This is a genomic window from Grimontia sp. AD028 (assembly GCF_000973155.1).
Lineage (GTDB): Bacteria > Pseudomonadota > Gammaproteobacteria > Enterobacterales > Vibrionaceae > Enterovibrio > Enterovibrio indicus.
The window spans coordinates 1-25091 of sequence record NZ_LASY01000056.1; the positions used below are offsets into that span (position 1 = coordinate 1).

Here is a 25091-nt window from a genome sequence, read left to right on the forward strand (position 1 = left end):
AATAGAACCACTATTCCTCGAGAAATTTGCCTCGAATTGAACGCATTGATGGCCTCTGAATTCGAGCATCTTCAAGTTATTTGGGTATATAGCATTATCTCCACTATTCCACGATGAGGCGAAGTCATGTCCATACGTTTATTTTCTGTTGCCATGGTGCTGTTCCTAAGTGGCTGTGCCAAAAGTGTTTACACTGACTTTGACCAGCAGTTCGCTTATCAAGATATTCAGACCTACGATATCGACGTCAAACCTTCAACCTCTCCCGTATCACTGGACGACAGCCGCATTGAGCGCGCATTGGAACGTGAAATGGCTGCCAAAGGCATTAAAGAAACCGACACTTCCCCCAACGTGACGCTTCGCTATTTCGTTCAGCCAAAAACCGAAGCCATTGCACATGGTCCTTCAATCAGCTTCGGTTACGGTTCACGCCGATTTGGTGCACGATATGAAACCCCAATTCGCATTGAAGAGCGAGATTACGGTCAACTGGTCGTAGAAATGGTGGACAATCAGAGCAATCAGGTCATTTGGCGTGCCGTATCAAACCGCAAACTGACGGATAGCATGACCCCTTCAAGTAAGAATGAGTTCATCAATGAGCAGGTGAAAGACATGTTTGCAAACTTCCCTCCTTCAAATGGTGAAAAGTAAGCAAGTTAACACTCACTTTTATGCCACTTTCGGACATTAACCTGCTATCCATCCTATTTTAAACAGCTAATGTCATCTTTCCTGCTGCTCAATGCATCGAGCAGCAGAGTGTTGACCTCCAACACTCAAATGTCAGCCTTTTATTTTAGGAATTCATCTCAGTAAAAGACTTTCCCGTAGAATCTGCATTTAACACCGCATTTATAAATGCTTGAGTAAAAGGCAACCGATTACAAATGCGACTTAACTCACCCATCAAATCTACCAGACATAAAAACAGGCCATTAAATTCAGATAGTTAAAATGGGTCACTCAAAATAACCCTCAAAAATAGCGGTCATTCGATTGACATCACACATTTCGCCGATAGAATACCGCGCCGTTTAACCGATAGAATCATATCGGGCGCGTTTCTCTTTGTTATTGAGGTGTAAAATGGCGGCGGACAACAACTACAGCCTGGGACCAGTCCCACAGTCAGCTCGAAAGGGCATCTTATCCCTGACGATGGTCATGCTGGGATTAACCTTCTTTTCAGCGAGCATGTGGACAGGAGGAACGTTAGGCACCGGCCTTTCATTCAATGATTTCCTCCTCGCTGTTCTCATCGGTAATCTTCTCCTCGGTATTTACACTTCCTTTCTTGGTTACATCGGCGCCTCTTCTGGTCTTTCAACTCACCTTCTTGCTCGATTCTCTTTCGGAACCAAAGGTTCCTGGCTTCCTTCTCTCATTCTTGGTGGTACACAAGTTGGTTGGTTTGGTGTTGGCGTTGCCATGTTTGCTCTGCCAGTCCAGAAAGCGACAGGTATCGACACCAACATTCTGATTGCAGTCGCCGGTCTAGCCATGACCGCCACCGTTTATTTCGGCATCTCTGCGCTTATGATTCTCTCCGCCATCGCTGTTCCTGCTATTGCCCTTCTCGGCGGATACTCAGTCATCGAAGCTATCGATAGCTTGGGTGGTATTGAAAAGCTCCAACTCATCTCTCCTGAAAATCCTATGTCATTCTCAACCGCGCTGGTTCTGGTGGTTGGTTCATTCATTTCGGCGGGAACACTGACCGCAGATTTCGTGCGATTTGGTAAGAGTGCAAAAGGCGCTGTCGTCGTAACCATGGTGGCGTTCTTCATCGGCAACAGCCTGATGTTTATCTTTGGTGCAGCTGGCGCGGCAGCAACAGGTCAGTCAGATATTTCAGAAGTGATGATGATGCAAGGGCTGCTCCTTCCAGCCATCATTGTGCTTGGCTTGAACATCTGGACAACCAACGACAACGCGCTTTATGCATCCGGCCTTGGTTTCTCCAATATTACCGGGCTGCCAAGTAAATACCTGTCCGTTGCCAACGGTATCATTGGTACCCTATGCGCACTGTGGCTCTACAACAACTTTGTTGGTTGGCTGACCTTCCTTTCAGCAGCGATTCCGCCGATTGGTGGTATCATCATCGCCGATTTCATCAAGCACCGTGCGCGTTACAAAGATTTTGCCAACGCCGAGTTTAAGACCGTGAACTGGGCAGCAATTGGTGGTGTGGCCGCGGGTATTGCGGCTGGTCACCTACTCCCAGGTATCGTGCCTTTGAACGCCGTATTAGGCGGTGCAATCAGCTATCTTGTACTGGATATGCTAAACAACAATAAAAAAACCGAATCTGCTCGCGTGTGAGCCAAAGAGGAAACCTCAATGTCAGCATCTCTACTGATTAAAAATGTTGTTATTCGCGGTCAGGAAACGCCTTCGCAAATCCTGATTGAAGACGGCGTTATTCGCGCCATTGAAGACAACAGCGCTGAGCTGAAAACAGATGCAACCGTAATTGACGCAGAAGGCGGTATGGCATTGCCACCTTTCTGTGAGCCTCATATCCACCTGGACACCACGCAAACCGCTGGTGAGCCAAGCTGGAATATTTCAGGTACCTTGTTTGAAGGTATCGAGCGCTGGGCTGAGCGCAAAGCCATGCTGTCTATCGAAGATGTGAAAGCACGTGCAAAACAAACCCTGAAGTGGCAAATCGCTAACGGTATTCAACACGTCCGCACCCACGTTGATGTGTCAGACCCTACCCTGACCGCATTGAAAGCCATGATTGAAGTGCGTGAAGAAATGAAGCCTTGGGTTGATATTCAAATCGTGGCGTTCCCTCAAGAGGGCATTCTCTCCTACCCAAACGGTAAAGAGTTACTAGAAGAAGCAGTAAAGATGGGTGCAGACGTTGTGGGTGCCATTCCACACTTCGAGTTCACCCGAGAATACGGTGTTGAATCCCTGCACTACGCCTTTGAATTGGCGCGTAAATATGACCGCCTGATTGACGTGCACTGCGACGAAATTGACGACGAACAATCACGCTTTGTCGAAACCGTAGCGGCACTGGCACACAAATATGAAATGGGCCACAAAGTGACAGCGAGTCACACGACGGCAATGCACTCTTACAATGGTGCTTACGCGTCTCGCCTATTCCGTTTGCTACGCATGTCTGGCATCAGCTTTGTTGCGAACCCACTGGTGAATATTCACCTGCAAGGCCGTTTTGATGACTATCCAAAGCGCCGTGGTATTACCCGTGTCAAAGAAATGCTGGCGTCAGACATCAACGTCTGTTTTGGCCACGACGACGTGTTCGATCCTTGGTATCCACTGGGCACCGCCAACATGCTGCAAGTGCTGCATATGGGACTGCATGTTTGCCAAATCATGGGCTACGACCAACTGAACCAATCGCTGGATTTGATCAGCCATCACTCGGCAAAAACCCTGAACATTCAAGACAACTACGGTGTGGAAGTTGGCAAACCGGGCAACCTACTGATCCTGCCTGCTGAAAACGACTTTGATGCCGTGCGTCGTCAGGTGCCTGTTCGCTACTCTATCCGTGCAGGTAAAGTGATTGCAGAAACCCAACCTGCTACCACCTCATTACACCTTGAAGAGACCGAAGCGGTCACCTTTAAGCGTTAATAATAAAGCCCCGCAAGCGCGGGGCTTTTTCTTATCCACTTAATCAGTTCAGCTCATCAAACCCGTTTATACCCAATGGCGCGCCGCCATTGACTGCGTCCTGTGCAATGGCACCATAGAGTTTTCCGCCTTCGAAGTTCACTGTCAGGGGACCAATTGCGACGGTTTTCGAACCAGCAGGTGTGATGGAAACCACCGCTTCGCCCGGCATTAAACCGACACCTGTTATCGTCTGTTTGTAGACGAAATTGCTGATGGTAGGGCTGGCGCTGGAAATATCCGAGGTCGGCGTAATGTAAACATCCACAGTTCCCGCAGAAACCGAGCCGTGAACCAGTGAGATCTTCGCTTCTGTTGCGACTTTTCGGCGATCTTCCTCAAAGGGAAGCAGCTCGATATCAAACGAGTCGGAAGCCTCTACCGAGCCCAAAACAATGGCGTTATAGAATTTACCTTGCTCGAGGGAGACAGGGATATCTTTCAGCACATCCGCACTTAATGACGGTACGTTCACCGTCACATCCTGCGTACCTGCTGGAACCTGCAAGAAAGGAGATTCGTTTAAATAAGTCAGGTCAGCCACAGCAGGGGTTGTGCTGTCATTCAAGAGTACGTTGACCGCTGGCGCGTCTGATACAGCATGAACCGCACGCAGATCTGCACCTGTCGTCTGGTCAAAAATCACTGATGCTCCAGTACCGGAAGCTGCGACCAATACCACTGGCGACGTGGTATTACCGCCATAAACGTTCGGCGCGGCAGTCACCAATAAGTCAGTCCCGGAAGCCAATGGCACAGTTCCGCTATCAAAGACCACGGTCTTAGTTCCCTCCGGTGTAATGCGAATGCGGTAATCCCCCGCAGGGACTGAAAGCTGGTCGCTGAACTGACGATAGCTCAGTGTCAAAGCAGGTGAAGCCGATGCAATGTCCTCATCTGGCGAAGTCACATACACATCGACAGTGGGTACAGTTGGTGAACCATGAACCGCCTGCACTCTGACATAGCCACTAGCAACCGCAGAATCCGCATTCTCCACCACCAGCACTTCCAGAGAATTGTCGGCGACACTGCCTATCGCAATCGCAGAATAATTGCGTTCAGCTTTCAGATCGTAATCTTCCGTAATAACCGTCAGTGTACTTTGGTCAGGCAACAAGGCGTTTACCTTTACCTCGTAGTTCTGTGAAGCGACCTTCGCAAAACCGCTGCTCTCACCATAATCCAACCCTTCCACCAAGGCAGATTGGTTCGCCGTTATATTTACTTTTGGCGCATCCGCTCCCGCGTGGATAACCCTAAGCGAGGCCTGCGTATGTGAACCTCCACCTCCACTACTTCCCCCACAGCCATAAAGTGAAAAGCCCATAATCACATACAAAATCATTAGCCATTGTTTCATCTCGTCACTCCTCTTATTTCAACGAGTGACTGTGTTACACAATGACGGACGGTTAGGATCAAAAGGTCGAATCTGAAGATTTAAGATGGGAAATATCAACGTAAGGACAAGGTATTATTGGAAGTGATCCAAATGGCTCGACACACTCCTCATTCAAATCCCTGTAATTTATAGATAACTTAGCAGCATTCTGGATATTCGCTTAGCGTGAGTGATTTTCATCATGAATGGCTAATTTAAACAGTGATTTACCTCTGTCTTAATTAAGAAGCAGTATTCGCAAAATAACACCACACTTTTTGTGTGAACTCAGCTTAAATTCGCTGCCGACTTTCTGTACACAGCCACCTCATAAGCATCTAATTACATAAAAATACGATCAAACTAAGTTGGTGACATGTTTCCACAAATTATTATTCTCAACGGAACAGGCAGCGCAGGGAAAACCAGCATTGCTAACGCACTCATTGAACGTCTACCCCGCCAGTACTTGAACTTCAGCATAGATAGCGTGCTTTACGCCCTCCCTCCTTCGGATCTGAAAGCCATGATTGAAGGCAAACCTATTTTCCGCGAAGGCTACGACTACCCAACCTTAGTAGAGGGGTATCATCAAGCTGCAAAAGGATTAGCAAAAGCGGGCTGCTACCTAATCCTTGATAACGCTTGGACTGTCGACGAAGAAAAGAAAAACCTTCTGGCCGCATTGGAAGGTTTCACTGTTTGTATGGTGGGTGTGAAATGTCATTTGCTGATTGCCGCCAAGCGCGAGAAAGAGCGTGGAGACAGAGCGATTGGACTGGCGGAAAGTGAATACAACTACGTTCACCAACACCTGTACTATGACATTGAGCTTGATACCACGAGTCAGTCACCGGAAGCGGCGACAACAGAGCTACTCAAATGGCTGGAAACGAATCCGGCACTGCTCGGGGCTCAACGCAGTCAGAAAAAGCTCAATGCGTGTTTAAGTGCTGCCTAGGATCACTACATACACCTTTTAATGCTTGGCACGGACTGGGAATCTGTTTCTGCCCCAGCCCAGTGCCAACAATGAAAGCAAGCTCAACCATCCCAGACTGCCACCACCTCCACCACCGGAAGAGACGTTATCTTGCGATGCGGTTTCTGATAGCGATAGGCTCGCACCTTCAAACGCTTCTGAGCCATATACCATGACGTAATAGGTGCCCGAAGTCAGGTTAGAAAGCTGACAGGTTTCCTGATTGGAACTGGAAGTAGATTTACAATCGAAGGCGTTTATCGTCGGCGCAGCGCCTCCGCGCACATACAAATCTGCATCGCCTATCCCGCCACTCAGGGAAATCGTCAAGCCTCCCCCAGACATTGGCGTTGCTGACATTGGTGTCGCCGACATCGCCGATGCCCGATTAGCAGACAAAACACCTGCTGAGCTTACGGTGAAGGAGTAGTAAACCTCCTCTCCCTGAAGCCCTTGAATGTTGGTGATAGGAGCGGATGTGTCGATTGGATCTGCACGTTCTTCCGGCGCTTGGGAACTACTTTCCTGAGTCAGAGAAATGGTAACCCCAGAGAATGCCGCGTAGCCATGAAGCATCACAAAGAACTCATCCCCCGCACTGCCCTGGGCAATACAGCTTTCATTGTTGCCGTAGTAGTAAGGACGGCAATCGTAATCTGATTGGGAAGGCGTGCTGCCTTTTTTCAGGTAAAGGTCAACATCACCCGAGCCACCAGAAATACTGACCCGCAGGCTGCTGCCATCATCCGGCAAGGTGAAGCTGTAGAAAAGCATGTCACCGCGGGTACCCGACAGGCTGGATACCGCATCGCCGACATTCAGAACCTGTGGCGGAGATTCCACCACATCCAGTTGAACAGAGGCACCCGAGTAGGCCGTTTGCCCCACCACCAGCACATTGTATTCACCCGTACCTTGCAGGGTCACATCACACACTTCGTTATTGTCTGACGTAGTGGAAGCACAGTCGTAATCACTGGTTGTTGGCCAGCCATTGTATTTCACGTAAAGATCCGCGTTCCCCGACCCACCACTTATGGCCACAGATGCATAATCCGTATTCGCGGGGAGCGAGAAGTAGTAATACGTTTCAGAACCGCTATCGCCACTGGTGTTATTCACAGGCACACCGCTGGTGAGTTCAGTAGTATCCAGACATGCATAAACACCCACTTGGCTGAACGCATCGACCACGTCAGTAGTGTTGTAACCTAAATCATCCGCGGCGCGGGCCACGCCACAACCGCCTTCATCAAAGGTGGAATCCGGCGTCCAGTAAAGTTTGTTTGCAATGGCAAAGGCTGAAAAGGCCTTTTTAACGTCCCAGTCAGGCTTGGTCGCAAGCAAATAGAACGCGCGGTTAAACACGCCACTGGAGTAGTGAACATCCATGCCATCGTAATATTGGTTCGCATGGTCGATTGAGCGGCCATCATCCGACGGGGTGATAAAGTAACGCAAAGCGCCCGCAGATTTGTAAATGGCACGACCAACCTGCCAATCCACGCTGCCTTTCCAGTAAAACTCTGCAGCTTCCCCGGCAATATCAGAGAAGGCTTCGTTAATGCCGCCCGACATGCCAGCATAAATCAGATCTGAGTTTTGGTCGGTAAATCCGTGGCTCACTTCATGCGCTGATACATTGACGTCCACCAGCGGATAAAAACGAGACTGACCATCACCAAATGTCATTGATGAGCCGTTCCAAAATGCGTTTTCGTAGTTGCTGCCATAGTGAACACGCATCACCAGTTGGAAGGTCAGCGGAGACATGCTCAACCAGTCCTGATACATGTCGAACACCAGGTTGCCGAAGAAGTGCGCGTCGTTCAGCGGCGAGTAAGCACCGTTGATAGATTTAAACGTGTTGGTATTACTGGCATCTGCGCAAGCATAAGAGAAGGCCGTAGAACCGGACGTACCATGGTTCAGGTTTACCGTTTTCACGTTCGCCGTTTCTAAAGTACATGTCGATCCCACTTTGTTAATTTTCATTTCGGCATAGTCAGTGCCGAAAATGTATTGTCCGGTTTTTTCATTCCCGCCAGGGCCGCGGCCCTTATCTTCAATGTGTGCAAGCCCTTCCCACGTTTTCAGGATTTCACCGGTTTTAGCATCAATGTATGCGCGTGGGCGGGTTGGTTTTCTGGCGGGAAGGAAGAAGCTGACTTCATAGACCAAACGTGGAGAGCCCTGCTCATCAAGCCAGACAAACAACTCCGACTTTTCGTTTTCAGGCGTCAGGATTTCAGCCGCAGGCGCCCCAATTAAATGTTGGTCTTTCAGAATTTGAAGGGCACGTTGTTGACTGACAGAAGGCGTTACGGAGGCCAAGGTATTGCTGAGAGACGAAACCTTTAACCCTCGGGCATTAGCGTATTGGTTGTTCACATTGTCTGAGACAACCCGGCCTTTGCGCACGGGAACACCTTGGAAAAACTGTTGGTGTTTCACCTTCACTTTGCCGTTAGGCAAAACCACGGTTTCAGAGGGATAAAAGCCTGTTTTTGATGAGGATAAGCGACTACTCATTGCTGCTGCAGAAGGCGCGTTTTGAAACACAGAATCATCCGCCTTAACAACCTCGGCAGCATTTACCTTCAAAATCAGGAAGTTCAAAAAAATAAATCCAAACAGGAAAAGCGCGCGACCTAACATCCATCCCCCCAATAGTTTCACAATGGAAACATGCGTAACGCTTATGATTAATCATGATTGAGGGATGAGTATTGATAAAGCGAAAATGAATTTTTTTTGACCCAAATGAACCTATTTTGAGACTGTTAAAATGAAAGGTTTTCGGAAGGAGATTTAATGTGTTCTAAGTCAATGGGTTATGCTTATGGCAAAAGGAAAGAAATTAGGCTGTCACAATGCCTAATGTTGTAAACCTTATCGACGGGCTGGCGGCACGCCGTCAAACCATCCAAAGAAACACTGAAATTGGTGTTTGATTAACAACTGGGGAACGGGCATCACTTTTCGCTAAACGGCGGAAAATCTGAAAGAAATAAGCGAGCTTCTCTATTGCACCACTGAAGCGTAGTGTTTAGTGTTGTAACCGGATACTCACGATACAAACCAGGATCAGGATATTGTTGTGGAACAACTAGAGTTTCTTATCTCCTTTTTTACGGAACACAAATTTCTGCTCACTCTCGTTGTGATCACCCTTTTCATGCTGATTCGACGAGTGCTAATCAAGTTCATTTGGGGTGATTCCAACTTCCTGAGTGAAGAGCAACGTAAATGGATTTCACGCACCAAAAACGGCTCCTTTACCATGCTTCTTGTGGTCATGTTTTTGGTCTGGCGTTCAGAAATCAATGAGTTCGCACTGTCACTCACGGCCATTGCCGTTGCTGTCGTCGTCGCTTCCAAAGAGATTATTCTCTGCTTTACTGGCTCCATCCAACGCGCCAGCTCTCGCTCATTTCAAATTGGTGAATGGATCGAAGTTGGTTCGCTTTGTGGCGAAGTGATTGAACACAACCTGATGGCGACCAAAATTCAGGAAATCGACCTTCACCACGGGACGTATAACTACACAGGAAAAACGGTTACCTTCCCGAATAGTCTGTTTTTTACCACGCCCGTGAAGAACCTTAACTTCATGAAACGCTATGTTTATCATGAATTTAATATCACAGTGAAAGAAACCGCGAACCTGTATCCGTTAGTGCCGAGCTTACTGGCGAGAATTGATGACCACTGTGAAGACTTCTACGAAGTGGCGACGCGCTACAACCACGTGATTGAACGCCACGCCGGTGTCGACCTTCCAGGTGCAGACCCACACATTCATGTCACTTCAACTGAAATGGGCGACCCACAGGTACATGTTCGCATCTTCTGTCCGACCGAGCGTGCGACAGAATTGGAACAACTTATCCGCGAAGATTTCATGACCATGTACTGCGAAAGAGTCCTAAAACAACCGCCTGTCACGTTTGCCGAAGATTTGCTGACAGATTCCGACTCTAACGCGCTACATTGCTGATAACCCTTCCAGTTTTATCGACAAAAGGCTGCCTATTTTAAAAGGCAGCCTTTTGCATTTCCCGCCCAAATTTTTCAACTTTGTTAAATCCCCAAGGTAAAAATTTCATCATTCCACTGTCATAAAAGTACTTTTATGCACCGCTTTTGTTTCCAGTTGCCTTTTTTTGATCTTTGATTGTTATGCAGATGTTAACACTCGTTCGAAGTACATCTTTATCAAAGAGGAACGCAATAATGCTGTCTACAAGGAAAACGCTAACTACCATTGCTGCTGCCTGTGCGGCTTTTTCCGCCACCACTTTTGCGGCAACTGAGCTGACAATCGCAACGGTGAATAACGGCCACATGATCGAAATGCAAAAGTTGAGTAAGGAGTTCGAAAAAGAAAATCCTGATATCAAACTCAACTGGGTGACGCTTGAAGAAGGCGTGCTTCGCCAGCGTGTGACCACTGACATCGCCACCAAAGGCGGTCAGTTTGATGTGATGACCATCGGTATGTACGAAACCCCAATTTGGGGTGAAAAAGGCTGGCTGAAAGAAGTCGAAACCGATGCTGCTTACGACGTTGACGATCTCCTGCCAGCGATGCGCGCGGGTCTGTCTTACGACGGTAAACTCTACGCAGTCCCTTTCTACGGTGAAAGCTCCATGGTGATGTACCGTAAAGATCTGGTCGACAAAGCTGGCATGACAGTGCCAGACCGCGCGACATGGGGTCATATTCGTGACGTTGCTGCAGCCATTCACGATCCTGACAACGGCGTATACGGTATCTGCCTGCGCGGTAAGCCAGGTTGGGGCGACAACGCAGCTTACATCACCACCATGGCCAACTCTTTCGGTGCGCGCTGGTTTGACGAAGACTGGAAACCACAGCTGAACTCACCAGAGTGGAACCACGCAGTCAGCTTCTACGTTGACCTACTGAGCACTTACGGTCCTCCCGGTTCAAGCTCAAACAGCTTCAACGAAATCCTGGCACTGTTCAACGAAGGTAAGTGTGGTATGTGGATTGATGCCACCATCGCAGCGTCTTTCATCTCCGATCCTAAGCAGAGCAAAGTTTCTGACAAAGTGGCCTTCGCGCAAGCACCCGTTGCTGTAACCGACCGCGGTGCAAACTGGCTGTGGGCATGGGCACTGGCGGTTCCTGCAGCAACCAAAAATGCTGAAGAAGCACAGAAGTTCATCACTTGGGCAACGTCTAAGGACTACATCAATCTTGTCGCAAAAGAGAACGGCTGGGCGAACGTACCTACCGGTACCCGTCAGTCAACTTACGACAACCCTAACTTCCAGGAAGCCGCAGTATTTGCTGAAGCAGAACTGGCAGCAATCAACTCAGCAGACCCAGCGAACAGCACCCTGAAACCAACTCCTTACGTGGGCGTTCAGTTTGCTGCCATTCCTGAGTTCCAGGCGATTGGTATTGCTGCAGGTCAGCAGTTCACTTCTGCCCTTGCAGGCAAAGTCACTGTTGAACAAGCGCTGAAAAACGCCAACAAGTCTGCGGATCGCGAGATGCGCAAGTCTGGCTACTACAAGTAAGCACCTCATTGCCGGGCAGTCACCTGCCCGGCTTTTCCTTCTCAGCTTTACTGGTAATTTCAAATGCAAAAATGGTTGCCTCGGCTGTTGGTTGCGCCTTCCTTTGTCAGCTTGCTGCTCTGGATGATCGTCCCGCTTTCCATGACGATCTACTTCTCAACCATCAGATATAACTTACTTTATCCGGGAGACAACGAATTCATCGGCTCGATGAACTTCGAGTTTTTCTACACGGACGAAGCTTTTTGGCCCGCGATCATCAACACCTTAACCTTGGTGGGTATGGTCCTGGTCGTTACCGTGATTGGTGCGCTGATCATCGCCATTGCGCTGGACAAACCTTTCTTCGGTCGCGGCATTGTGCGCGTACTGTTGATTTCTCCTTTCTTCATCATGCCAACCGTGAACGCGCTTATCTGGAAAAACATGATGATGCACCCGGTATACGGCGTGTTAGCTGCGCTTTGGGAAAGCGTTGGCTTGCAGCCCGTAGACTGGCTGGAACAATTTCCGCTCGGTTCCATCATCGCCATGATCAGTTGGCAATGGATGCCCTTTGCCTTGCTGATTTTCATTACCTCGCTCCAATCCATGGACCACGAACAAAAAGAGGCCGCATTACTTGATGGTGCGACAGGCTGGCAGGTATTCCGCTACCTGACACTGCCCCACTTGGCGCGTCCCATTGCCGTGGTGATGATGATTGAAACCATCTTCATGCTCTCTGTGTTCGCGGAAATCTTTGTCACCACGGGTGGTGGCCCGGGCTATGAATCCACCAACCTCGCTTTCCTGATTTTCGGGCAGGCATTGATGCAATTTGACGTAGGTGTCGCATCAGCAGGCGGTCTTATCGCCGTGATCCTCGCCAATATCGTCGCATTCTTCCTGATCCGAGCGATCGGCAAGAACCTGGTGACCTAAGGGGGCGTTATGGCTAAACATGTTTCACTTATCGACCAAACTGGCTGGCTGCGCCCCATCATTTGCTGGGCATTGGCGCTGCTGGTGTTCTTCCCAATCCTGATGATGCTGATCACCGCGTTTAAAACCGAACAGCAAGCGATTGAAGTACCGCCCTCGTTTATCTTTGAACCGACGATAGAAAACTTCGGTTTGGTTCAGGAGCGAAGTGACTACCTGAAATTCGCGATTAACTCAGTGATCACCGCATTCGGCTCAACCATTCTGGCACTGATCATTGCCATTCCTGCGGCGTATTCCATGGCCTTCTACCCTAAGAAGCACACCAAGGATATGTTGCTGTGGATGCTTTCCACCAAGATGCTGCCGGCTGTGGGCGTATTGGTGCCGATCTACATTCTTTGCCAGAAAACCGGGCTGCTCGATACCACCTTGGCGCTTACGATCATCTACACACTGATCAACCTGCCCATCGTGGTCTGGATGCTGTTCTCCTACTTCAAAGATATTCCAAGAGACATCCTTGAAGCTGTTCGGCTGGATGGCGCAGACACACTCGGTGAAATCCGCCATGTGTTGCTGCCGCTGTCTCTGGGTGGCATTGCGTCAACCGCGCTGCTTTCCATCGTACTGAGCTGGAATGAAGCCTTCTGGTCAATCAACCTGACCTCGGCCAATGCGGGCACACTCGCCACCATGATTTCCACTTACTCCAGTCCAGAAGGGCTGTTCTGGGCGAAGCTTTCTGCGGCTTCTACTTTGGCCTGTGCGCCTATCGTCATTCTCGGTTGGTTCTGTCAGAAACAACTGGTTCAGGGATTAACCTTCGGGGCTGTAAAATGAGCTACTTACAAGTCAATCATCTATATAAAAAATACGGCGACGCGCTGGCGCTCAAAGACATTGATTTTGAAATTCAAAAAGGCGAGTTCGTCGTCTTCGTTGGGCCATCAGGCTGTGGTAAATCCACCTTGCTGCGCACCATTGCGGGGTTGGAAAACGCCTCCCACGGCGACATCCAGCTAGACGGTCAGTCGATCATCGAAACTCACCCGTCCAAACGTGATGTGGCTATGGTGTTCCAGAGCTACGCGCTCTATCCGCACATGTCAGTGAAAGACAATATGTCCTTCGCGCTAAAACTGGCAAAACGCCCGGAAACTGAAATTCAGGAAAAAGTCGCCAAGGTATCTAAAGCGCTAAAGCTGGATGCCCTGTTGGACAGAAAGCCCAAAGCCCTTTCCGGTGGTCAACGCCAACGTGTGGCCATTGGTCGCGCTATTGTACGCAACCCGAAAGTCTTCCTGTTTGATGAACCACTTTCCAACCTGGATGCGGCACTGCGGGTCGAAATGCGTATCGAGCTTTCCCGCCTCCATCAGGAACTTGGCGCCACCATGGTCTACGTGACCCACGACCAGATTGAGGCCATGACGTTGGCAGACAAAGTGGTGATCATGGCTCAGGGCGAAGTGGCGCAAATCGGCACACCGCTGGAACTCTACCACCAGCCTGCTAACCAGTTTGTTGCGACCTTCATCGGCACACCAAAAATGAATGTTCTGCCAGTGGATACGGCAATCAACAGCAATGATGCGCTGAACGTCAACTTCAATGGTGACGCCCACATCCAACTCAATCCTGACGCGTTCGAAGCCAGCGCCGCGGATGCCAAAGCCATTGGCTTCCGCCCGGAATCCCTCACCTTCTGTTTACCGGAAGAAGGCGATTTGAAAGGCGATGTGGAAGTGATCGAACAATTGGGTTCAGAAACCCTGACCTATGTACGCACATTGAGCGGCGAAACGGTCGTTGTACGTGCCGATCCGAAATATACCCCGAAGCTCCGCGACGCCATTGGTGTGAAGCTGGATCCGTCTTGCGTGTACCTGTTTGATGCCAATGAGAATGCCGTGAACATTTATGGAGAGGTCAGCCATGTCTGAGCATAACCGCCTTGTCCACTTTGGGATCGGAGCGTTTCATCGCGGACATCAGGCGTATTATCTGCACTTACTGAACCAACAGCTCCCGGAAGAGGAGCGTTGGTACTACACCGATGTGAATCTGCGGGGGGAAACCCGAGCCGTTCCTGATGCCCTGCGCAAACAGAATGGGCGCTTTCACTTCAAGCGCATCGGTCCGGATGGCTACGCCGACTACATCGAAATCACCAGTATCGACCGGGTGGAGGATGCGTCCTCCAACCCTTCGGTGATCCAGACCATCTTTGATGATGACAAGGTGAAAGCCATCACCATCACAGTGACAGAAGGTGGCTATTACCTGACAGAGTCGGATGATCTGAACCTCGCCCACCCCGAGATCGTGCAGGATATTGAGGTGGTGAAATCAGGCAGTGGCCAACCGAAAACTCTGTTTGGCTATTTAACACTGGCGCTGATTGTGCGCCAGAAAATGGCGAATGGCGCAATCACCGTGGCGACCTGTGACAACCTGCGGGATAACGGCCACCGACTGAAACACGCATTCGGTCAGTTTGTTGAAGCCGCAGCGTTAGACGAGTTAACTCAATGGATTAGTGACAACGTCACTTTCCCTTGTTCAATGGTCGACAGAATTACGCCCGTTCCTCCGAAAAACTTGGCAGAAGACGTCGAGCGTGAAGTAGGTAAAAAAGACCTCTGCCCCATCATGGGCGAAGATTTCGAGCAATGGGTGATTGAAACCAAGTTCGCGACAGACTTTCCCCCGCTTGAACAAGTCGGCGTGACCTTTACCGACAAAGTGCAGGCATTCGAAGAAACCAAAATCCGCATCCTCAATGGCGGACACTTCGGACTGTCTTACATAGGTGCCTTGCGCGGTTACCAAACCTACGACGAAAACATCCGCGATGACGAACTCAACGCATTGCTCAAGCAATACCACCAAAACGAAGTCATCCCGACCATTTATGAACACCCTTTTGATTTGGAAAATTATCGCCAAGTCATTGTATTGCGGTTCAGTAATCCCTTCATCGCCGATTCCATCGAGCGTATTGCAATGGACAGTATCAGCAAGTTTCCGCAATTTATTCTGCCCACCATCAAATTTAACCTTGAGCGCGGATACGTGCCGAACGCGGCAATGACCTTAGTCAGCCACTGGTACTGTTTTCTCGCTTTGTATTTAAACGGCAAGCTCCAGTTCAACTATAAAGATCCTTATCTCCACATTGCAGAAAAGTGGATGCAATCGCCCGAGCCGATTAAAGCGTTCCTCGCCGATCCCGATATCTGGCAAGGACTCAACAAACGCTTTCCGTTCTTTGGCGAGCAGCTCGAAGAGCAAATCAAACAAACGCTTGATGGCTATCAGGAGCGCTACCCATGACACTATCACTCCAACAAAATGGTGCGCCGCTACTTGAAGGAAAGGTTGCCCTGCTGAGCGGTGCCAACGGCGGCATCGGGCTGGCAGTGGCTTATGCCTACCTCGCCAGCGGTGCAAAATGCGTGATTGCTGACATACCGCTCGACCCTTCACCGGGCGTAGCAGCGTTGCAAAGTCAGTTCGGAGATAACGTCGCTTATCATCATTGCAATGTGACAGATGCCGACGCGCGGCATCACCTAGTGACCTCCACCATTTCGCAGTTTGGTGCCATTGATGTGCTGTTCAACAACGCCGCGATTTTTGACATGGGGCCATTGTTGGAGGCCACGGAAGAACAGTACGACAGGCTGTTCAATGTGAACGTCAAAGGCATGTTTTTTCTGATGCAAGATGTCGCCAAAGCCATGGTAGAAGCAGGCAATGGCGGCAAGATCATCAACATGGCATCACAGGCCGGTCGTCGCGGCGAAGCGCTTGTCGCCCATTACTGCGCCACCAAAGCCGCCGTGATCAGCTACACCCAATCTGCCGCCCTTGCGCTGGCGGAGCACGGCATTACCGTGAACGGCATTTCTCCCGGCGTAGTCGATACCCCGATGTGGGATCATGTTGATGCCCTGTTCGCCAAATACGAAAACCGCCAACCCGGCGAGAAGAAAAAACAGGTGGGCGAAGATGTACCTCTGGGGCGCATGGGCGTGCCGAATGATATCGCTGGTACCGCGCTGTTTCTGGCCTCTTCCCTTTCTGACTACATCACCGCACAGACTTACAATGTCGATGGCGGCAACGTGATGAGCTAAGCCTATGGCCACATACCTTGGCATTGATATTGGCACTTCCGCCGTCAAAGTCATCCTGATGGGGGAGAACGGCGACGTGCTCGATTCCCAGTCGGAATCTTATGGCTTTGACTCGCCTCATCCACTCTGGCGCGAACAGGATCCGGAAATCTGGTGGGACGGCACCCGCGCCGCCATTGCCAAAATACGCGCCCGACAATCCTATGCCTGGAGTGCGGTCGCGGCGATCGGGCTTTCCGGCCAGATGCACGGCGCAGTCTGCCTAGATGAAAAGAACCAACCCGTGCGCCCTGCCATTTTGTGGAACGACGGACGGGCATTTAAAGAGTGTGACACCCTCAACGAGCAGCTTCCGCAGTTGGGTGAAAGCTCTGGCGTGCCAGCCATGCCGGGATTCACTGCACCAAAACTCCTTTGGCTAAAACAGTTCGAACCGGAGACTTTCAGCAAGATCCACAAAGTGATTCTGCCGAAAGATTACGTGCGCCTGAAACTCACGGGGAAACTCTGTACCGATGTGAGCGATGCGGCTGGCACACTGTGGCTCAACGAACAGAGCAGAAATTGGGATGAAAACGTCCTCGCCGCCAGCGGCATTTCGACAGCGCACATGCCAAAACTCATCGAAGGCAACGACATCAGCGGCACATTAACGTCAGAAACCTCGCTAGAGATAGGGCTTCCCGTCGACACGCCCGTGTGTGGCGGTGGCGGTGATGCCGCCGTCGGAGGCGTTGGAATTGGTGCCATTAACGAGGGCGACGCGTTTGTATCGCTCGGTACCTCCGGTCAAATCTTCGTCGCCAAAGAGCGCTATGTCGCCAACCCACAAAAACTGGTTCATGCCTTTGCCCACGCGATCCCAGATCGCTGGTATCAAATGGCCTGCCTGCTCAACGGCGCCAGTCCGCTAGCGTGGTTTTCAACCATTAGCGGCCAGCCAGTTCCCGCACTGCTAGAAGAAGCAGAACAACATGGTACGGGTAACGGCTCAGAAATGTTCCTGCCATACCTCAGTGGCGAGCGCACACCACATAACAACCCCTTTGCGACAGGCAGCTTTCAGGGCATCACCTCCACCACAGAACGGCACCACATGACCCAAGCCATTCTTGAAGGCATCGCCTACAGCTTGCGGGATTGTTTACTCGCTCTGTCCGACAATGGGTTGCCATTTCACGCATTGGGTGCCATTGGCGGCGGTGCGCGCAGCCAATACTGGCTGCAAATGGTAGCGGATGTGCTTGAAGTGCCGATTAACCAATATGTTGGCGGCGAAACCGGCCCTGCGCTCGGCGCGGCAAGGTTAGCGATGCTTTCAGTAAAAGGCGGCACACTTGAAGAGGTCTGCACCACGCCTGTTGTCTCGGCAACGTTCCAACCCAACGCAAGCCGACAAGCGTATCATCGGGAAAACCATCAACGATTTATTCACTATTACCAGCAGCTTGAGCCAACCATGGGCCCACGCGATAAGAATTAGGTGAGCTATGTCTGCAGCCAAGGATCCCGTTTGGGAGTTTATACAAATCGACGAGCAATCCATCTTCTACAAAGAACATGGCGTGCCCGCTTCCTGTATTCATTGGCATGTTCATGAGCAGTATGAACTGCATCTGATTGTGAAAACCAACGGCAAGGCCATGATCGGTAACTATCTTGGCCCCTTTTCTCCCGGTCAACTAACACTGGTTGGCCCCTGGCTTCCGCACAACTGGGAGAGCAATCTGGCACCCGGTGAAAGCCATCAGCTACGCGATATGGTGATTGTGTTCGAACCGGACTTGTTTGATAAGGCAACCAAGTCATTTCCGGAGCTGGCGCAGCTCGCCCCGGTGTTAGAACAAGCCAAAATGGGGTTGGAATTTCTCAACGTGCCCTTTGAAAAAGCCGTCGAGTTTTTTGTGAAGGTCAGGGAAAGTTCGGGTGTCACCCGTTTGGTGAATTTTCTCGCGTTTCTGGATTACCTGAGCCAGCGAAATACCCGCATTCTCTCAAGCCTGCCCGCGTCTGAAGTGAAGGATGCCGGCACACTACAAACCCGCATCAATGATGTTGTCGACTATGTGATGGCGAACTACCAGCAGCCTATCCGTCTGAAAACCATGGCGGACAGACTGGGAATGACAGAGTCTTACTTCTCGCGCTTTTTCCATCAATCTTCCGGCCACCGCTTCACCGACTTTGTCAACCGGGTGCGGATTCAGCGCGCCTGCGTATTACTGAGTGATACCGACGACACCATTGCCGACATCAGCCAAACCGTGGGCTTCCACAATCTGGCGAATTTCAGCCGTCAGTTCCGACGCATTAAAGGCGTCAGCCCGCTGGCTTACCGCAAGAAACACGCCTCGCCGAATATACTGTAATGGTCACTATCAGGGATCGAAGCTCTGGACTTGCCCAGACTTCGGCACCTGAGCCTGTTCCAGCAAATCTTTATCAAGAAACTCTGTGAGGGCGAAACTGGCCTTGCAGTAGCTCTGGCTTTCCGCGAACACATCACGGGCATAATCAATGCTTTCTTCGGCCAGACGGCGTTCTTCAGGGGAGTTTTCGCTGTCGCTGAACGCGATTTGCTGCGCGAGCAACTGGGTACGGAGGTTGTTACGGCAGATAGGCTCACTGACATTCACCTGCTGGCGTTCAAACGTGCTTTCAGCACTGTTAACGTCATCAGTATCGAGCAGTTCAGCGGAGTAGGCTGTTGATGCGAAGAGTAAAAGCGCAAACGCGGCAATCGCGCGGGAGAAAAATCGCAGTGGCAACATCTTTCTCATCATTCAATTAACGTGTGGCGAGATTATTCCATAAGTGAGAATGATTGTTGAGGTGCATCGCCAATTTTTGAACCGGGATAATGTAACGAAACACTGACCCAACCCTCTTAAATTTCAACTATCTGATTTATTTGAACAATATCTCATCAATCATGCGATATCTGCGAGTTTAGTCGTGCCTTTACTTATGCACTTCGTGGTACATTTCGCCGGATAAGTTAGACAGAGATGGCGTGTTGTTTGCCGAGAAGCAGAGGGCGGTAGCTTGGGCCGAGAGATAAACAGACCAAGGTCTTCTTGGGAATGTATAGCGGGTGCATCCGGGGACTGAGAGGGCTTTATCGCCGCCAATAGGTTGTTAAGCTCACGACGAATTGGGATAAGATTAATCAAATGAACGATTTAATAAACCTTGTAGATAAAGAACCTTTAGAACAGCCTGTACAAGAGTTCCTTGAAAAGTGCCCGTCGGCAATTTGTGGTACAAAATATATAATGGGAAACTGTGTAATTTCAAAGCTACCTCTTGGTAATGAATACAAAACTGATTTTGCTTATATAAATCCCCAATCAGGCTATACATTTCTACACCTTGTTGAGATAGAAAAACCAGGAAAGTCAATATTCACAAAAAGTGATGAATTCACTAAGGAATTCAACCAAGCTCTTCAGCAAGTTAAAGACTGGCTTTTTTGGTGTTCTAATAACTCAGAATATCTATATAACTTGTTCGAACCTCTGAGGCAAAGATCGGGTGATTCCGTAGGGTACTATAATGCTCGAGGGTTATTGATTTATGGCAGAAGCTCAGAAATAAACAACATTCGAAGAAAAGAACGGTGGACCCAGCAAACCACAGAAAATAACTTTATAGAGATAAGAACATATGATGGATTTGCGAGGGAAATGAGTTCCTTTTTGCCTCCAAACAATTTGTACAGTGAAATGATTGACACATATCATTATGTTCAAAGAGAATTCAAACCAAAGAAATTGGCTTAATAAGTCAACCAACTTCTCACCTTCGGTGCCGGACGCAGCAAAACTGCGCCGGTTATTGATGCGTTAAGTATATAAGGAGGAACTATGGCATCATTAGACTTTGAAGTTGAAAAGCAAAAATTTAGAGAGTTTTATAACGATAATCACGATGTTTTAGAAAAAGCTAAAGATAGTTTTGTTAGCATTATTAACTCAATACTAGTGACAGAAGGAGTTTCCATATCACTTGTGTCAGGAAGAGTTAAAGACCGAGAAGAGTGCATAAAGAAGTTTTCACGCAAATATCAAGCGAAGCTTGAGGAAAGTGAGACTAGTTATGAAATAAAGGATTACATCACAGATGTCCTTGGTTTGAGGGTTGTCTGCTTATACGAAAAGGATGTAATTAAAGTTAGAGATATACTCAAGGATGAGTTCTCTGTAATAGACGAAACTAACAAGATACTCGATATAGAAAGTAAAGAAGATGTATTTGGATACAAAGGGTTACATATGGACTTACAATTGCAAGAGCCTCGATCTGGGATGAAAGAGTATATCCTATATCGAGATCTAAGCTTTGAAGTGCAAATCAGAACTATAGTTCAGGATGCTTGGAGTGTGTTGGATCATAAGATTAAATATAAAAAGTCAATTCCTCCAGAATTAAAAAGACGTATTAATACATTGGCTGCATTATTCGAGCTAGCTGACAGAGAGTTCCTTAGTATAAGAGAAGAAACAGAGAAACTGCAGGCCCAAGCTGACAGTAGTGATTCAATTTCAGCCAGACCTCTTGATGTATTTAACTTTGGTTCAGCTGTTTCTACCTTCTTTGGAGGCTTCAAATTTCAATCGCATAAAGTTGATGGTTTTGTAGAAGAAGTTATGAGATATAAGGAAATTACGGTCGAAGAATTTAGGGATGTGATAGCCAATCGCCTTGATATAGTCAGAGAGTTTGAAATGCAGTTAGGCTCGGAAGGCACAACAAAACATCAACTTAATCCGTTTACCGTAATTCGTCATGTCTTATATTCTCATGATCCTTCTACATACGAACGTATATTGTATGACAAACAAAGAACTGCTTTTGATGCTTGGTTGGCTGAAAATGAGAACCCAGCAGCTGCCTGAGATGAGCAATAACTAAATTGACTAATAAGCTAATGTTGGAACTAAGGGGACAGATACTTTAAAAAGACTCTGTGATTAACGTATTTAAACAGTTCTGGCTAGTAGACGTCCGTCATACTGGCGTTGAATTTATTAGGAGTATAAAAGTTGGAATGGATCACTTGTGAAAATACTTATGAGGAGTCATGGCGTAGGCTTTTAGAGTTTGCGAATGTTGAGTTAGCCATTGATGCTATTAGTTCTATTCACGGAGAACCTTCAAAATCAACATTGCCAAACTATAAAAAACAAGCAGAACAGGCCCGAGTGGCGCTTTTACAAGCAAAAGAATACTTTGAAGCTGCCAAAGCATCATCGTTATACACACAACCAAATCACTTATATTATGGTTCTGTAGCTCTTTCAACTGCCTGTATGTTGATTAGAGGTGATGGCCGAAAGTCACTAGACTTCTTAAGGAAAAACTCTAAGAACTCTAGTCATGGGCTCGATTTTACTTTTTCTTCAGATATCAGAAAGTCAAAAATTGGATTAAGTCTATTAGATAATAGCTATGTCAAAATTTGCCCCAACGGTCATTTTGCAAATTGGTATGATACTTTGCAATCAACACAAAGGCTTACAGCGATTAAACATCTTAGGACAACTCAAGGCTCCCAGAGAAATATGGAATACGTAGGAAATTTTCAAATTCCAGAGTTTTCTGATTTAAAGGGTATTAAGAAAGATCTAATGTTTTTACTCACTAGACTGCCTGATCTCTATACTGATTTGGGTAGATACGGTGTAAGTGTAGATAGTGCTAGAGGGGAGTTTAGAGTTTATCGTGATGAGGTCATAAAACAAGAATACAATGAGTTTATCTTCCACTCTTCTCCTTCACCGGAAGGCTTCCTCAAAGTGATTGAGAATTTCACTTGTGAAGATGGAGTAAATTTTGAGTATGAATTCTTCGATGGAAGTACATCTGGATTTGTTAGATCGAGGAAAGATAAGCTCTGGGCGTTTTCATTTCCTGACTCAAGAACAACTTTGGATCATAAAACTATTTATTATGCCGATCCTCTTGCTACACCTGAAGTAGTCGATTTGTTTTTAGTTAGCTATGTGCTGAGTATGTTATCACGATACTTCCCTGATATATGGATTTCTTTTCTTGAGTCACACTGTAAAGGTGCAAAACTTGTCGAGCGTATAGTCCGAGTTCTCACCCTTAAAATGCCAAATCTTATGTTGAACCAGATAACTGGTAGTGAATTAGTTATTTCTAATCATCGTCCACCTTGGCACTAAATTTAACAATAAACTTAAAAGTGATTCACAACGCTTGGTGCACTCACTTCAGGCAACTTTTGTGTTTATGGAACAAGGAGAACTAGTGGGGATAGACACTTTAGTGTTTCTGATTGTGCCTGTCTGATTTAAGAAAACAGCCCCCTTGATTCGTATAAGCTGCTTAGCTAAATCATCATAAACAAGGACAGTTATGAAAGATGTTATAGAACGTGCCATTGCGCTTAGAAGAGTCGAAAAGCACGAGGAGTCTCGGGCGCTGCTGTCAGATTTGCTACGAGACCCTGAGCATAAAACACAAGCTCACCTCAATATAGCGTGGTCTTTTGACAGTGAAGGGAAAGAAAATGAGGCGATTCCGCATTACAAGGAATGCCTGAAAGGCCATTTATCAAAAGAAGATCGCTTTAATGCATTGCTGGGGCTTGCCAGCACGTTGAGATGTTTAGGACATTTTGAAGAAGCATTACCCTATTTCCAGACTCTTAGCGATGAATACCCAGATTCTGAAGCAGTTAAACCTTTCTTTGCTATGTGTCTCTATAACTGCGGACAACCCAAGAAAGCAGTTGAAATGCTTTTGTCTACTTTGCTTTCTACAACGAACTCCGATGAAATACTGGCTTACTCAGCTGCACTTTCCCTCTACTCAGAAGACATTGAGAGGACTTGGTAGTCGGTCATCATCGTTTTTTTAATCGCTCAACACCGTCATTTAGATAACACCAATACGATGCTAGATGATGTGATAATGCGTGTAGAGACATACAATAATAAAGATGCTGCTCTGCTCTATCGCGACCAGCTTTAACGTTAATCATTATCAAGGGGAGCAAAGTTGTGATCGAAACAAACCGGCTCATTTTGCGGGATTGGAAAGAAGAAGACTTTGCGCCTTTTGCTCAGTTAAATGCTGACCCAGAGGTGATGCGGTATTTCCCTTCCACCCTTACCCTGGAAGAAAGTAATGAACAGGCGATGCGTATACAATCGCTGATTACTGAGAGAGGCTGGGGGTTTTGGGCCGTTGAACTGAAAGCCACGGGGCAATTTATCGGTTTTGTTGGGCTTCACAGCCAAGATGAACGAAGCGGTATTCCTTGTGCGCCCTTTGTGGAGATTGGCTGGCGATTATCTTCTGAATATTGGGGAAAAGGGTATGCCCCGGAAGCTGCACTTGGCGCGTTGGAGTTTGCTTTTTGTAAGCTGGGTTCCCCTTCGGTTTATGCATTTACCGCGCTACCCAATAAGCCTTCACAACGTGTTATGTCGAAGCTGGGTATGGAAAACGTTAACCAGAACTTTGACCATCCCAAACTCCCTAAAGGACACGATTTAGAAAGACATTGTCTTTATAAGATCTCACGAGAGCAATGGTTTCAGAAGTCTAAATAGTCTGGTAAATATTGGTTTTCAGCACCCGATTTACCTTCCCACTTAGCGCAACAAATCATTACCACAATGAGCCAGCGGGTGAAGGGTTGAGAAGCGATTCACGGTTTTGTGCTTGGTGCTCTTCTAGTCATCAGTTGAACATCTGTTTTACATCTCAATTGGGGCGACGTTCTGCATTCTTCTGGTAATAATTCTCAATCGCTTTTGTCATGCTATACCTTTGGTTTTTGCCGTGGCGTCAGCAGAGCAATACGCATTAGGCTGCTAGGCCACTTTGATGGGTACCCACCAGTCAAAGCATGTCAGGAGAAGATAGATGTACTTTTGGAATATTGAAGCGCTAAAAAGCAACATCAAGCAAGGCAGTTTCTCGGAGAAAGATCGCTTTAGTTATGTTTTGATATATATCGTGCTGGGTTTGCTTAGCATGTCGTTCGGTGCCTACTTCCCTATGGAAAACCCGAACCTTTGGGACAAAATTGACGACGTCGGTTTGCTTGTCATTACGATTGTAGGAACCTTTTTCGCCTATAAAGCCAATGGCGGAGACAAAGGTACAGACTTTCTTGGACGCTATTTCAGTATCAATTTTGTCGTGACGCTCAGATTATTGCCTTGGTTGATACCTATGCTGGTTGGCTTAGGGGTTTACTATTTCTATGTGTTTCCTTTAGAGGAAGACATCGTCACGACTCCCTTTGAAGTGATACTTTTTCAAGTTTGGTTTGCGTTTCTTTACTTCCGTATGTGTAAGCATATCAGTGATCTGAAAGAGGCAGGCTGAAACAGAGGAGTATTGGATTCACTCTCAGGAAGAACTTAATGGCTGATGTCTCACCACCAGCCAT

General features: G+C 48.0%; 22 protein-coding genes. 19 read left to right on the plus strand and 3 right to left on the minus strand.

Features of this window, described 5'->3' with window-relative positions; all coding sequences use genetic code 11:
- The first annotated feature begins 126 nt into the window (after nt 1-126).
- From RN22_RS13100 to RN22_RS13110, 3 genes are all read left to right on the plus strand, one after another.
- Nucleotides 127-657: a DUF4136 domain-containing protein gene (locus tag RN22_RS13100; RefSeq protein ID WP_046304914.1), complete on the plus strand. Its 531-nt coding sequence runs from the start codon at nt 127-129 to the stop codon at nt 655-657.
- Nucleotides 658-1092: 435 nt separating this feature from the next.
- The gene (codB, locus tag RN22_RS13105) at nt 1093-2331 is read left to right on the plus strand and encodes a cytosine permease (RefSeq protein WP_039850058.1); all 1239 of its coding nucleotides are present in this window, start codon (nt 1093-1095) and stop codon (nt 2329-2331) included.
- Nucleotides 2332-2349: 18 nt separating this feature from the next.
- On the plus strand, nt 2350-3630 hold the full coding sequence (locus RN22_RS13110) for a cytosine deaminase (RefSeq protein WP_046304916.1): 1281 nt from the start codon (nt 2350-2352) through the stop codon (nt 3628-3630).
- A 43-nt stretch (nt 3631-3673) separates the two neighbouring features.
- Here RN22_RS13110 and RN22_RS13115 read toward each other — a convergent pair whose 3' ends face one another.
- Nucleotides 3674-5032, minus strand: coding sequence for a DUF4397 domain-containing protein (locus tag RN22_RS13115; RefSeq protein ID WP_046304919.1), 1359 nt, complete (start codon nt 5030-5032; stop codon nt 3674-3676).
- Nucleotides 5033-5429: 397 nt separating this feature from the next.
- On the opposite strand from RN22_RS13115, the gene RN22_RS13120 reads away from it, so the two are divergent.
- Nucleotides 5430-6014, plus strand: coding sequence for a chloramphenicol phosphotransferase CPT family protein (locus RN22_RS13120; protein ID WP_046304921.1), 585 nt, complete (start codon nt 5430-5432; stop codon nt 6012-6014).
- Nucleotides 6015-6032: 18 nt separating this feature from the next.
- Here the strand turns inward: RN22_RS13120 and RN22_RS13125 are convergent, their stop codons facing one another.
- Nucleotides 6033-8693, minus strand: coding sequence for a M4 family metallopeptidase (locus tag RN22_RS13125; protein WP_046304924.1), 2661 nt, complete (start codon nt 8691-8693; stop codon nt 6033-6035).
- Between the two features lie 442 nt (nt 8694-9135).
- Here RN22_RS13125 and RN22_RS13130 point away from each other — a divergent pair, with 442 nt between their 5' ends.
- The 9 genes from RN22_RS13130 (at nt 9136) to RN22_RS13170 (ending at nt 19026) form a co-directional block, all read left to right on the plus strand.
- A complete protein-coding gene (locus RN22_RS13130; protein WP_046304926.1) occupies nt 9136-10035 on the plus strand; it encodes a mechanosensitive ion channel family protein in 900 nt (299 codons plus the stop codon).
- 236 nt (nt 10036-10271) lie between these two features.
- Nucleotides 10272-11588 (plus strand): sugar ABC transporter substrate-binding protein, encoded by a 1317-nt coding sequence (locus RN22_RS13135; protein WP_046304927.1) that lies wholly within the window; start codon nt 10272-10274, stop codon nt 11586-11588.
- Between the two features lie 63 nt (nt 11589-11651).
- Complete coding sequence (locus RN22_RS13140) at nt 11652-12512, plus strand: carbohydrate ABC transporter permease (protein WP_002539008.1); 861 nt, start codon at nt 11652-11654, stop codon at nt 12510-12512.
- Nucleotides 12513-12521: 9 nt separating this feature from the next.
- A complete protein-coding gene (locus RN22_RS13145) occupies nt 12522-13355 on the plus strand; it encodes a carbohydrate ABC transporter permease (protein ID WP_002539006.1) in 834 nt (277 codons plus the stop codon).
- A complete protein-coding gene (locus RN22_RS13150; RefSeq protein WP_046304929.1) occupies nt 13352-14458 on the plus strand; it encodes an ABC transporter ATP-binding protein in 1107 nt (368 codons plus the stop codon). The genes RN22_RS13145 and RN22_RS13150 overlap by 4 nt, the downstream gene beginning before the upstream one ends.
- On the plus strand, nt 14451-15851 hold the full coding sequence (locus RN22_RS13155; protein ID WP_046304931.1) for a mannitol dehydrogenase family protein: 1401 nt from the start codon (nt 14451-14453) through the stop codon (nt 15849-15851). Before RN22_RS13150 ends, RN22_RS13155 begins: the two co-directional genes overlap by 8 nt.
- A complete protein-coding gene (locus RN22_RS13160; RefSeq protein ID WP_046304933.1) occupies nt 15848-16657 on the plus strand; it encodes an L-iditol 2-dehydrogenase in 810 nt (269 codons plus the stop codon). The genes RN22_RS13155 and RN22_RS13160 overlap by 4 nt, the downstream gene beginning before the upstream one ends.
- A 4-nt stretch (nt 16658-16661) precedes the next feature.
- Nucleotides 16662-18140, plus strand: coding sequence for a xylulokinase (xylB, locus tag RN22_RS13165; RefSeq protein WP_046304936.1), 1479 nt, complete (start codon nt 16662-16664; stop codon nt 18138-18140).
- A 7-nt stretch (nt 18141-18147) separates the two neighbouring features.
- Nucleotides 18148-19026 (plus strand): AraC family transcriptional regulator, encoded by an 879-nt coding sequence (locus RN22_RS13170; RefSeq protein ID WP_046304938.1) that lies wholly within the window; start codon nt 18148-18150, stop codon nt 19024-19026.
- A 9-nt stretch (nt 19027-19035) separates the two neighbouring features.
- Here the strand turns inward: RN22_RS13170 and RN22_RS13175 are convergent, their stop codons facing one another.
- Nucleotides 19036-19428, minus strand: a complete 393-nt coding sequence (locus RN22_RS13175) for a hypothetical protein (protein WP_046304940.1) — start codon at nt 19426-19428, stop codon at nt 19036-19038.
- Nucleotides 19429-19830: 402 nt separating this feature from the next.
- Between RN22_RS13175 and RN22_RS13180 the strand changes: the two genes are divergently transcribed.
- The 6 genes from RN22_RS13180 to RN22_RS13205 all read left to right on the plus strand — a co-directional run bounded on the left by RN22_RS13180 (nt 19831) and on the right by RN22_RS13205 (nt 25027).
- Nucleotides 19831-20439, plus strand: coding sequence for a Shedu immune nuclease family protein (locus RN22_RS13180; RefSeq protein ID WP_046304942.1), 609 nt, complete (start codon nt 19831-19833; stop codon nt 20437-20439).
- Between the two features lie 84 nt (nt 20440-20523).
- The gene (locus RN22_RS13185; RefSeq protein WP_046304945.1) at nt 20524-21555 is read left to right on the plus strand and encodes a GTP pyrophosphokinase family protein; all 1032 of its coding nucleotides are present in this window, start codon (nt 20524-20526) and stop codon (nt 21553-21555) included.
- A 147-nt stretch (nt 21556-21702) separates the two neighbouring features.
- A complete protein-coding gene (locus tag RN22_RS13190; RefSeq protein ID WP_046304947.1) occupies nt 21703-22848 on the plus strand; it encodes a YaaC family protein in 1146 nt (381 codons plus the stop codon).
- A gap of 193 nt (nt 22849-23041) precedes the next feature.
- The gene (locus RN22_RS13195; protein WP_046304949.1) at nt 23042-23524 is read left to right on the plus strand and encodes a tetratricopeptide repeat protein; all 483 of its coding nucleotides are present in this window, start codon (nt 23042-23044) and stop codon (nt 23522-23524) included.
- A 164-nt stretch (nt 23525-23688) separates the two neighbouring features.
- Nucleotides 23689-24243, plus strand: coding sequence for a GNAT family N-acetyltransferase (locus tag RN22_RS13200; protein ID WP_046304951.1), 555 nt, complete (start codon nt 23689-23691; stop codon nt 24241-24243).
- 316 nt (nt 24244-24559) lie between these two features.
- Nucleotides 24560-25027 (plus strand): hypothetical protein, encoded by a 468-nt coding sequence (locus RN22_RS13205; protein ID WP_046304954.1) that lies wholly within the window; start codon nt 24560-24562, stop codon nt 25025-25027.
- Nucleotides 25028-25091 lie beyond the last annotated feature (64 nt).

Excerpts from the sequence above, each read along its gene's own strand:
- RN22_RS13175 (WP_046304940.1), bottom strand. The coding sequence starts at position 19,428 with ATGTTGCCACTGCGATTTTTCTCCCGCGCGATTGCCGCGTTTGCGCTT.
- RN22_RS13170 (WP_046304938.1), top strand. The coding sequence starts at position 18,148 with ATGTCTGCAGCCAAGGATCCCGTTTGGGAGTTTATACAAATCGACGAG.
- RN22_RS13110 (WP_046304916.1), top strand. The coding sequence starts at position 2,350 with ATGTCAGCATCTCTACTGATTAAAAATGTTGTTATTCGCGGTCAGGAA.
- RN22_RS13115 (WP_046304919.1), bottom strand. The coding sequence starts at position 5,032 with ATGAAACAATGGCTAATGATTTTGTATGTGATTATGGGCTTTTCACTT.
- RN22_RS13140 (WP_002539008.1), top strand. The coding sequence starts at position 11,652 with ATGCAAAAATGGTTGCCTCGGCTGTTGGTTGCGCCTTCCTTTGTCAGC.
- RN22_RS13150 (WP_046304929.1), top strand. The coding sequence starts at position 13,352 with ATGAGCTACTTACAAGTCAATCATCTATATAAAAAATACGGCGACGCG.
- RN22_RS13135 (WP_046304927.1), top strand. The coding sequence starts at position 10,272 with ATGCTGTCTACAAGGAAAACGCTAACTACCATTGCTGCTGCCTGTGCG.
- RN22_RS13155 (WP_046304931.1), top strand. The coding sequence starts at position 14,451 with ATGTCTGAGCATAACCGCCTTGTCCACTTTGGGATCGGAGCGTTTCAT.
- RN22_RS13180 (WP_046304942.1), top strand. The coding sequence starts at position 19,831 with ATGAACGATTTAATAAACCTTGTAGATAAAGAACCTTTAGAACAGCCT.
- RN22_RS13195 (WP_046304949.1), top strand. The coding sequence starts at position 23,042 with ATGAAAGATGTTATAGAACGTGCCATTGCGCTTAGAAGAGTCGAAAAG.
- RN22_RS13185 (WP_046304945.1), top strand. The coding sequence starts at position 20,524 with ATGGCATCATTAGACTTTGAAGTTGAAAAGCAAAAATTTAGAGAGTTT.
- RN22_RS13145 (WP_002539006.1), top strand. The coding sequence starts at position 12,522 with ATGGCTAAACATGTTTCACTTATCGACCAAACTGGCTGGCTGCGCCCC.
- RN22_RS13120 (WP_046304921.1), top strand. The coding sequence starts at position 5,430 with ATGTTTCCACAAATTATTATTCTCAACGGAACAGGCAGCGCAGGGAAA.
- RN22_RS13100 (WP_046304914.1), top strand. The coding sequence starts at position 127 with ATGTCCATACGTTTATTTTCTGTTGCCATGGTGCTGTTCCTAAGTGGC.
- codB (WP_039850058.1), top strand. The coding sequence starts at position 1,093 with ATGGCGGCGGACAACAACTACAGCCTGGGACCAGTCCCACAGTCAGCT.
- xylB (WP_046304936.1), top strand. The coding sequence starts at position 16,662 with ATGGCCACATACCTTGGCATTGATATTGGCACTTCCGCCGTCAAAGTC.
- RN22_RS13160 (WP_046304933.1), top strand. The coding sequence starts at position 15,848 with ATGACACTATCACTCCAACAAAATGGTGCGCCGCTACTTGAAGGAAAG.
- RN22_RS13205 (WP_046304954.1), top strand. The coding sequence starts at position 24,560 with ATGTACTTTTGGAATATTGAAGCGCTAAAAAGCAACATCAAGCAAGGC.
- RN22_RS13125 (WP_046304924.1), bottom strand. The coding sequence starts at position 8,693 with ATGTTAGGTCGCGCGCTTTTCCTGTTTGGATTTATTTTTTTGAACTTC.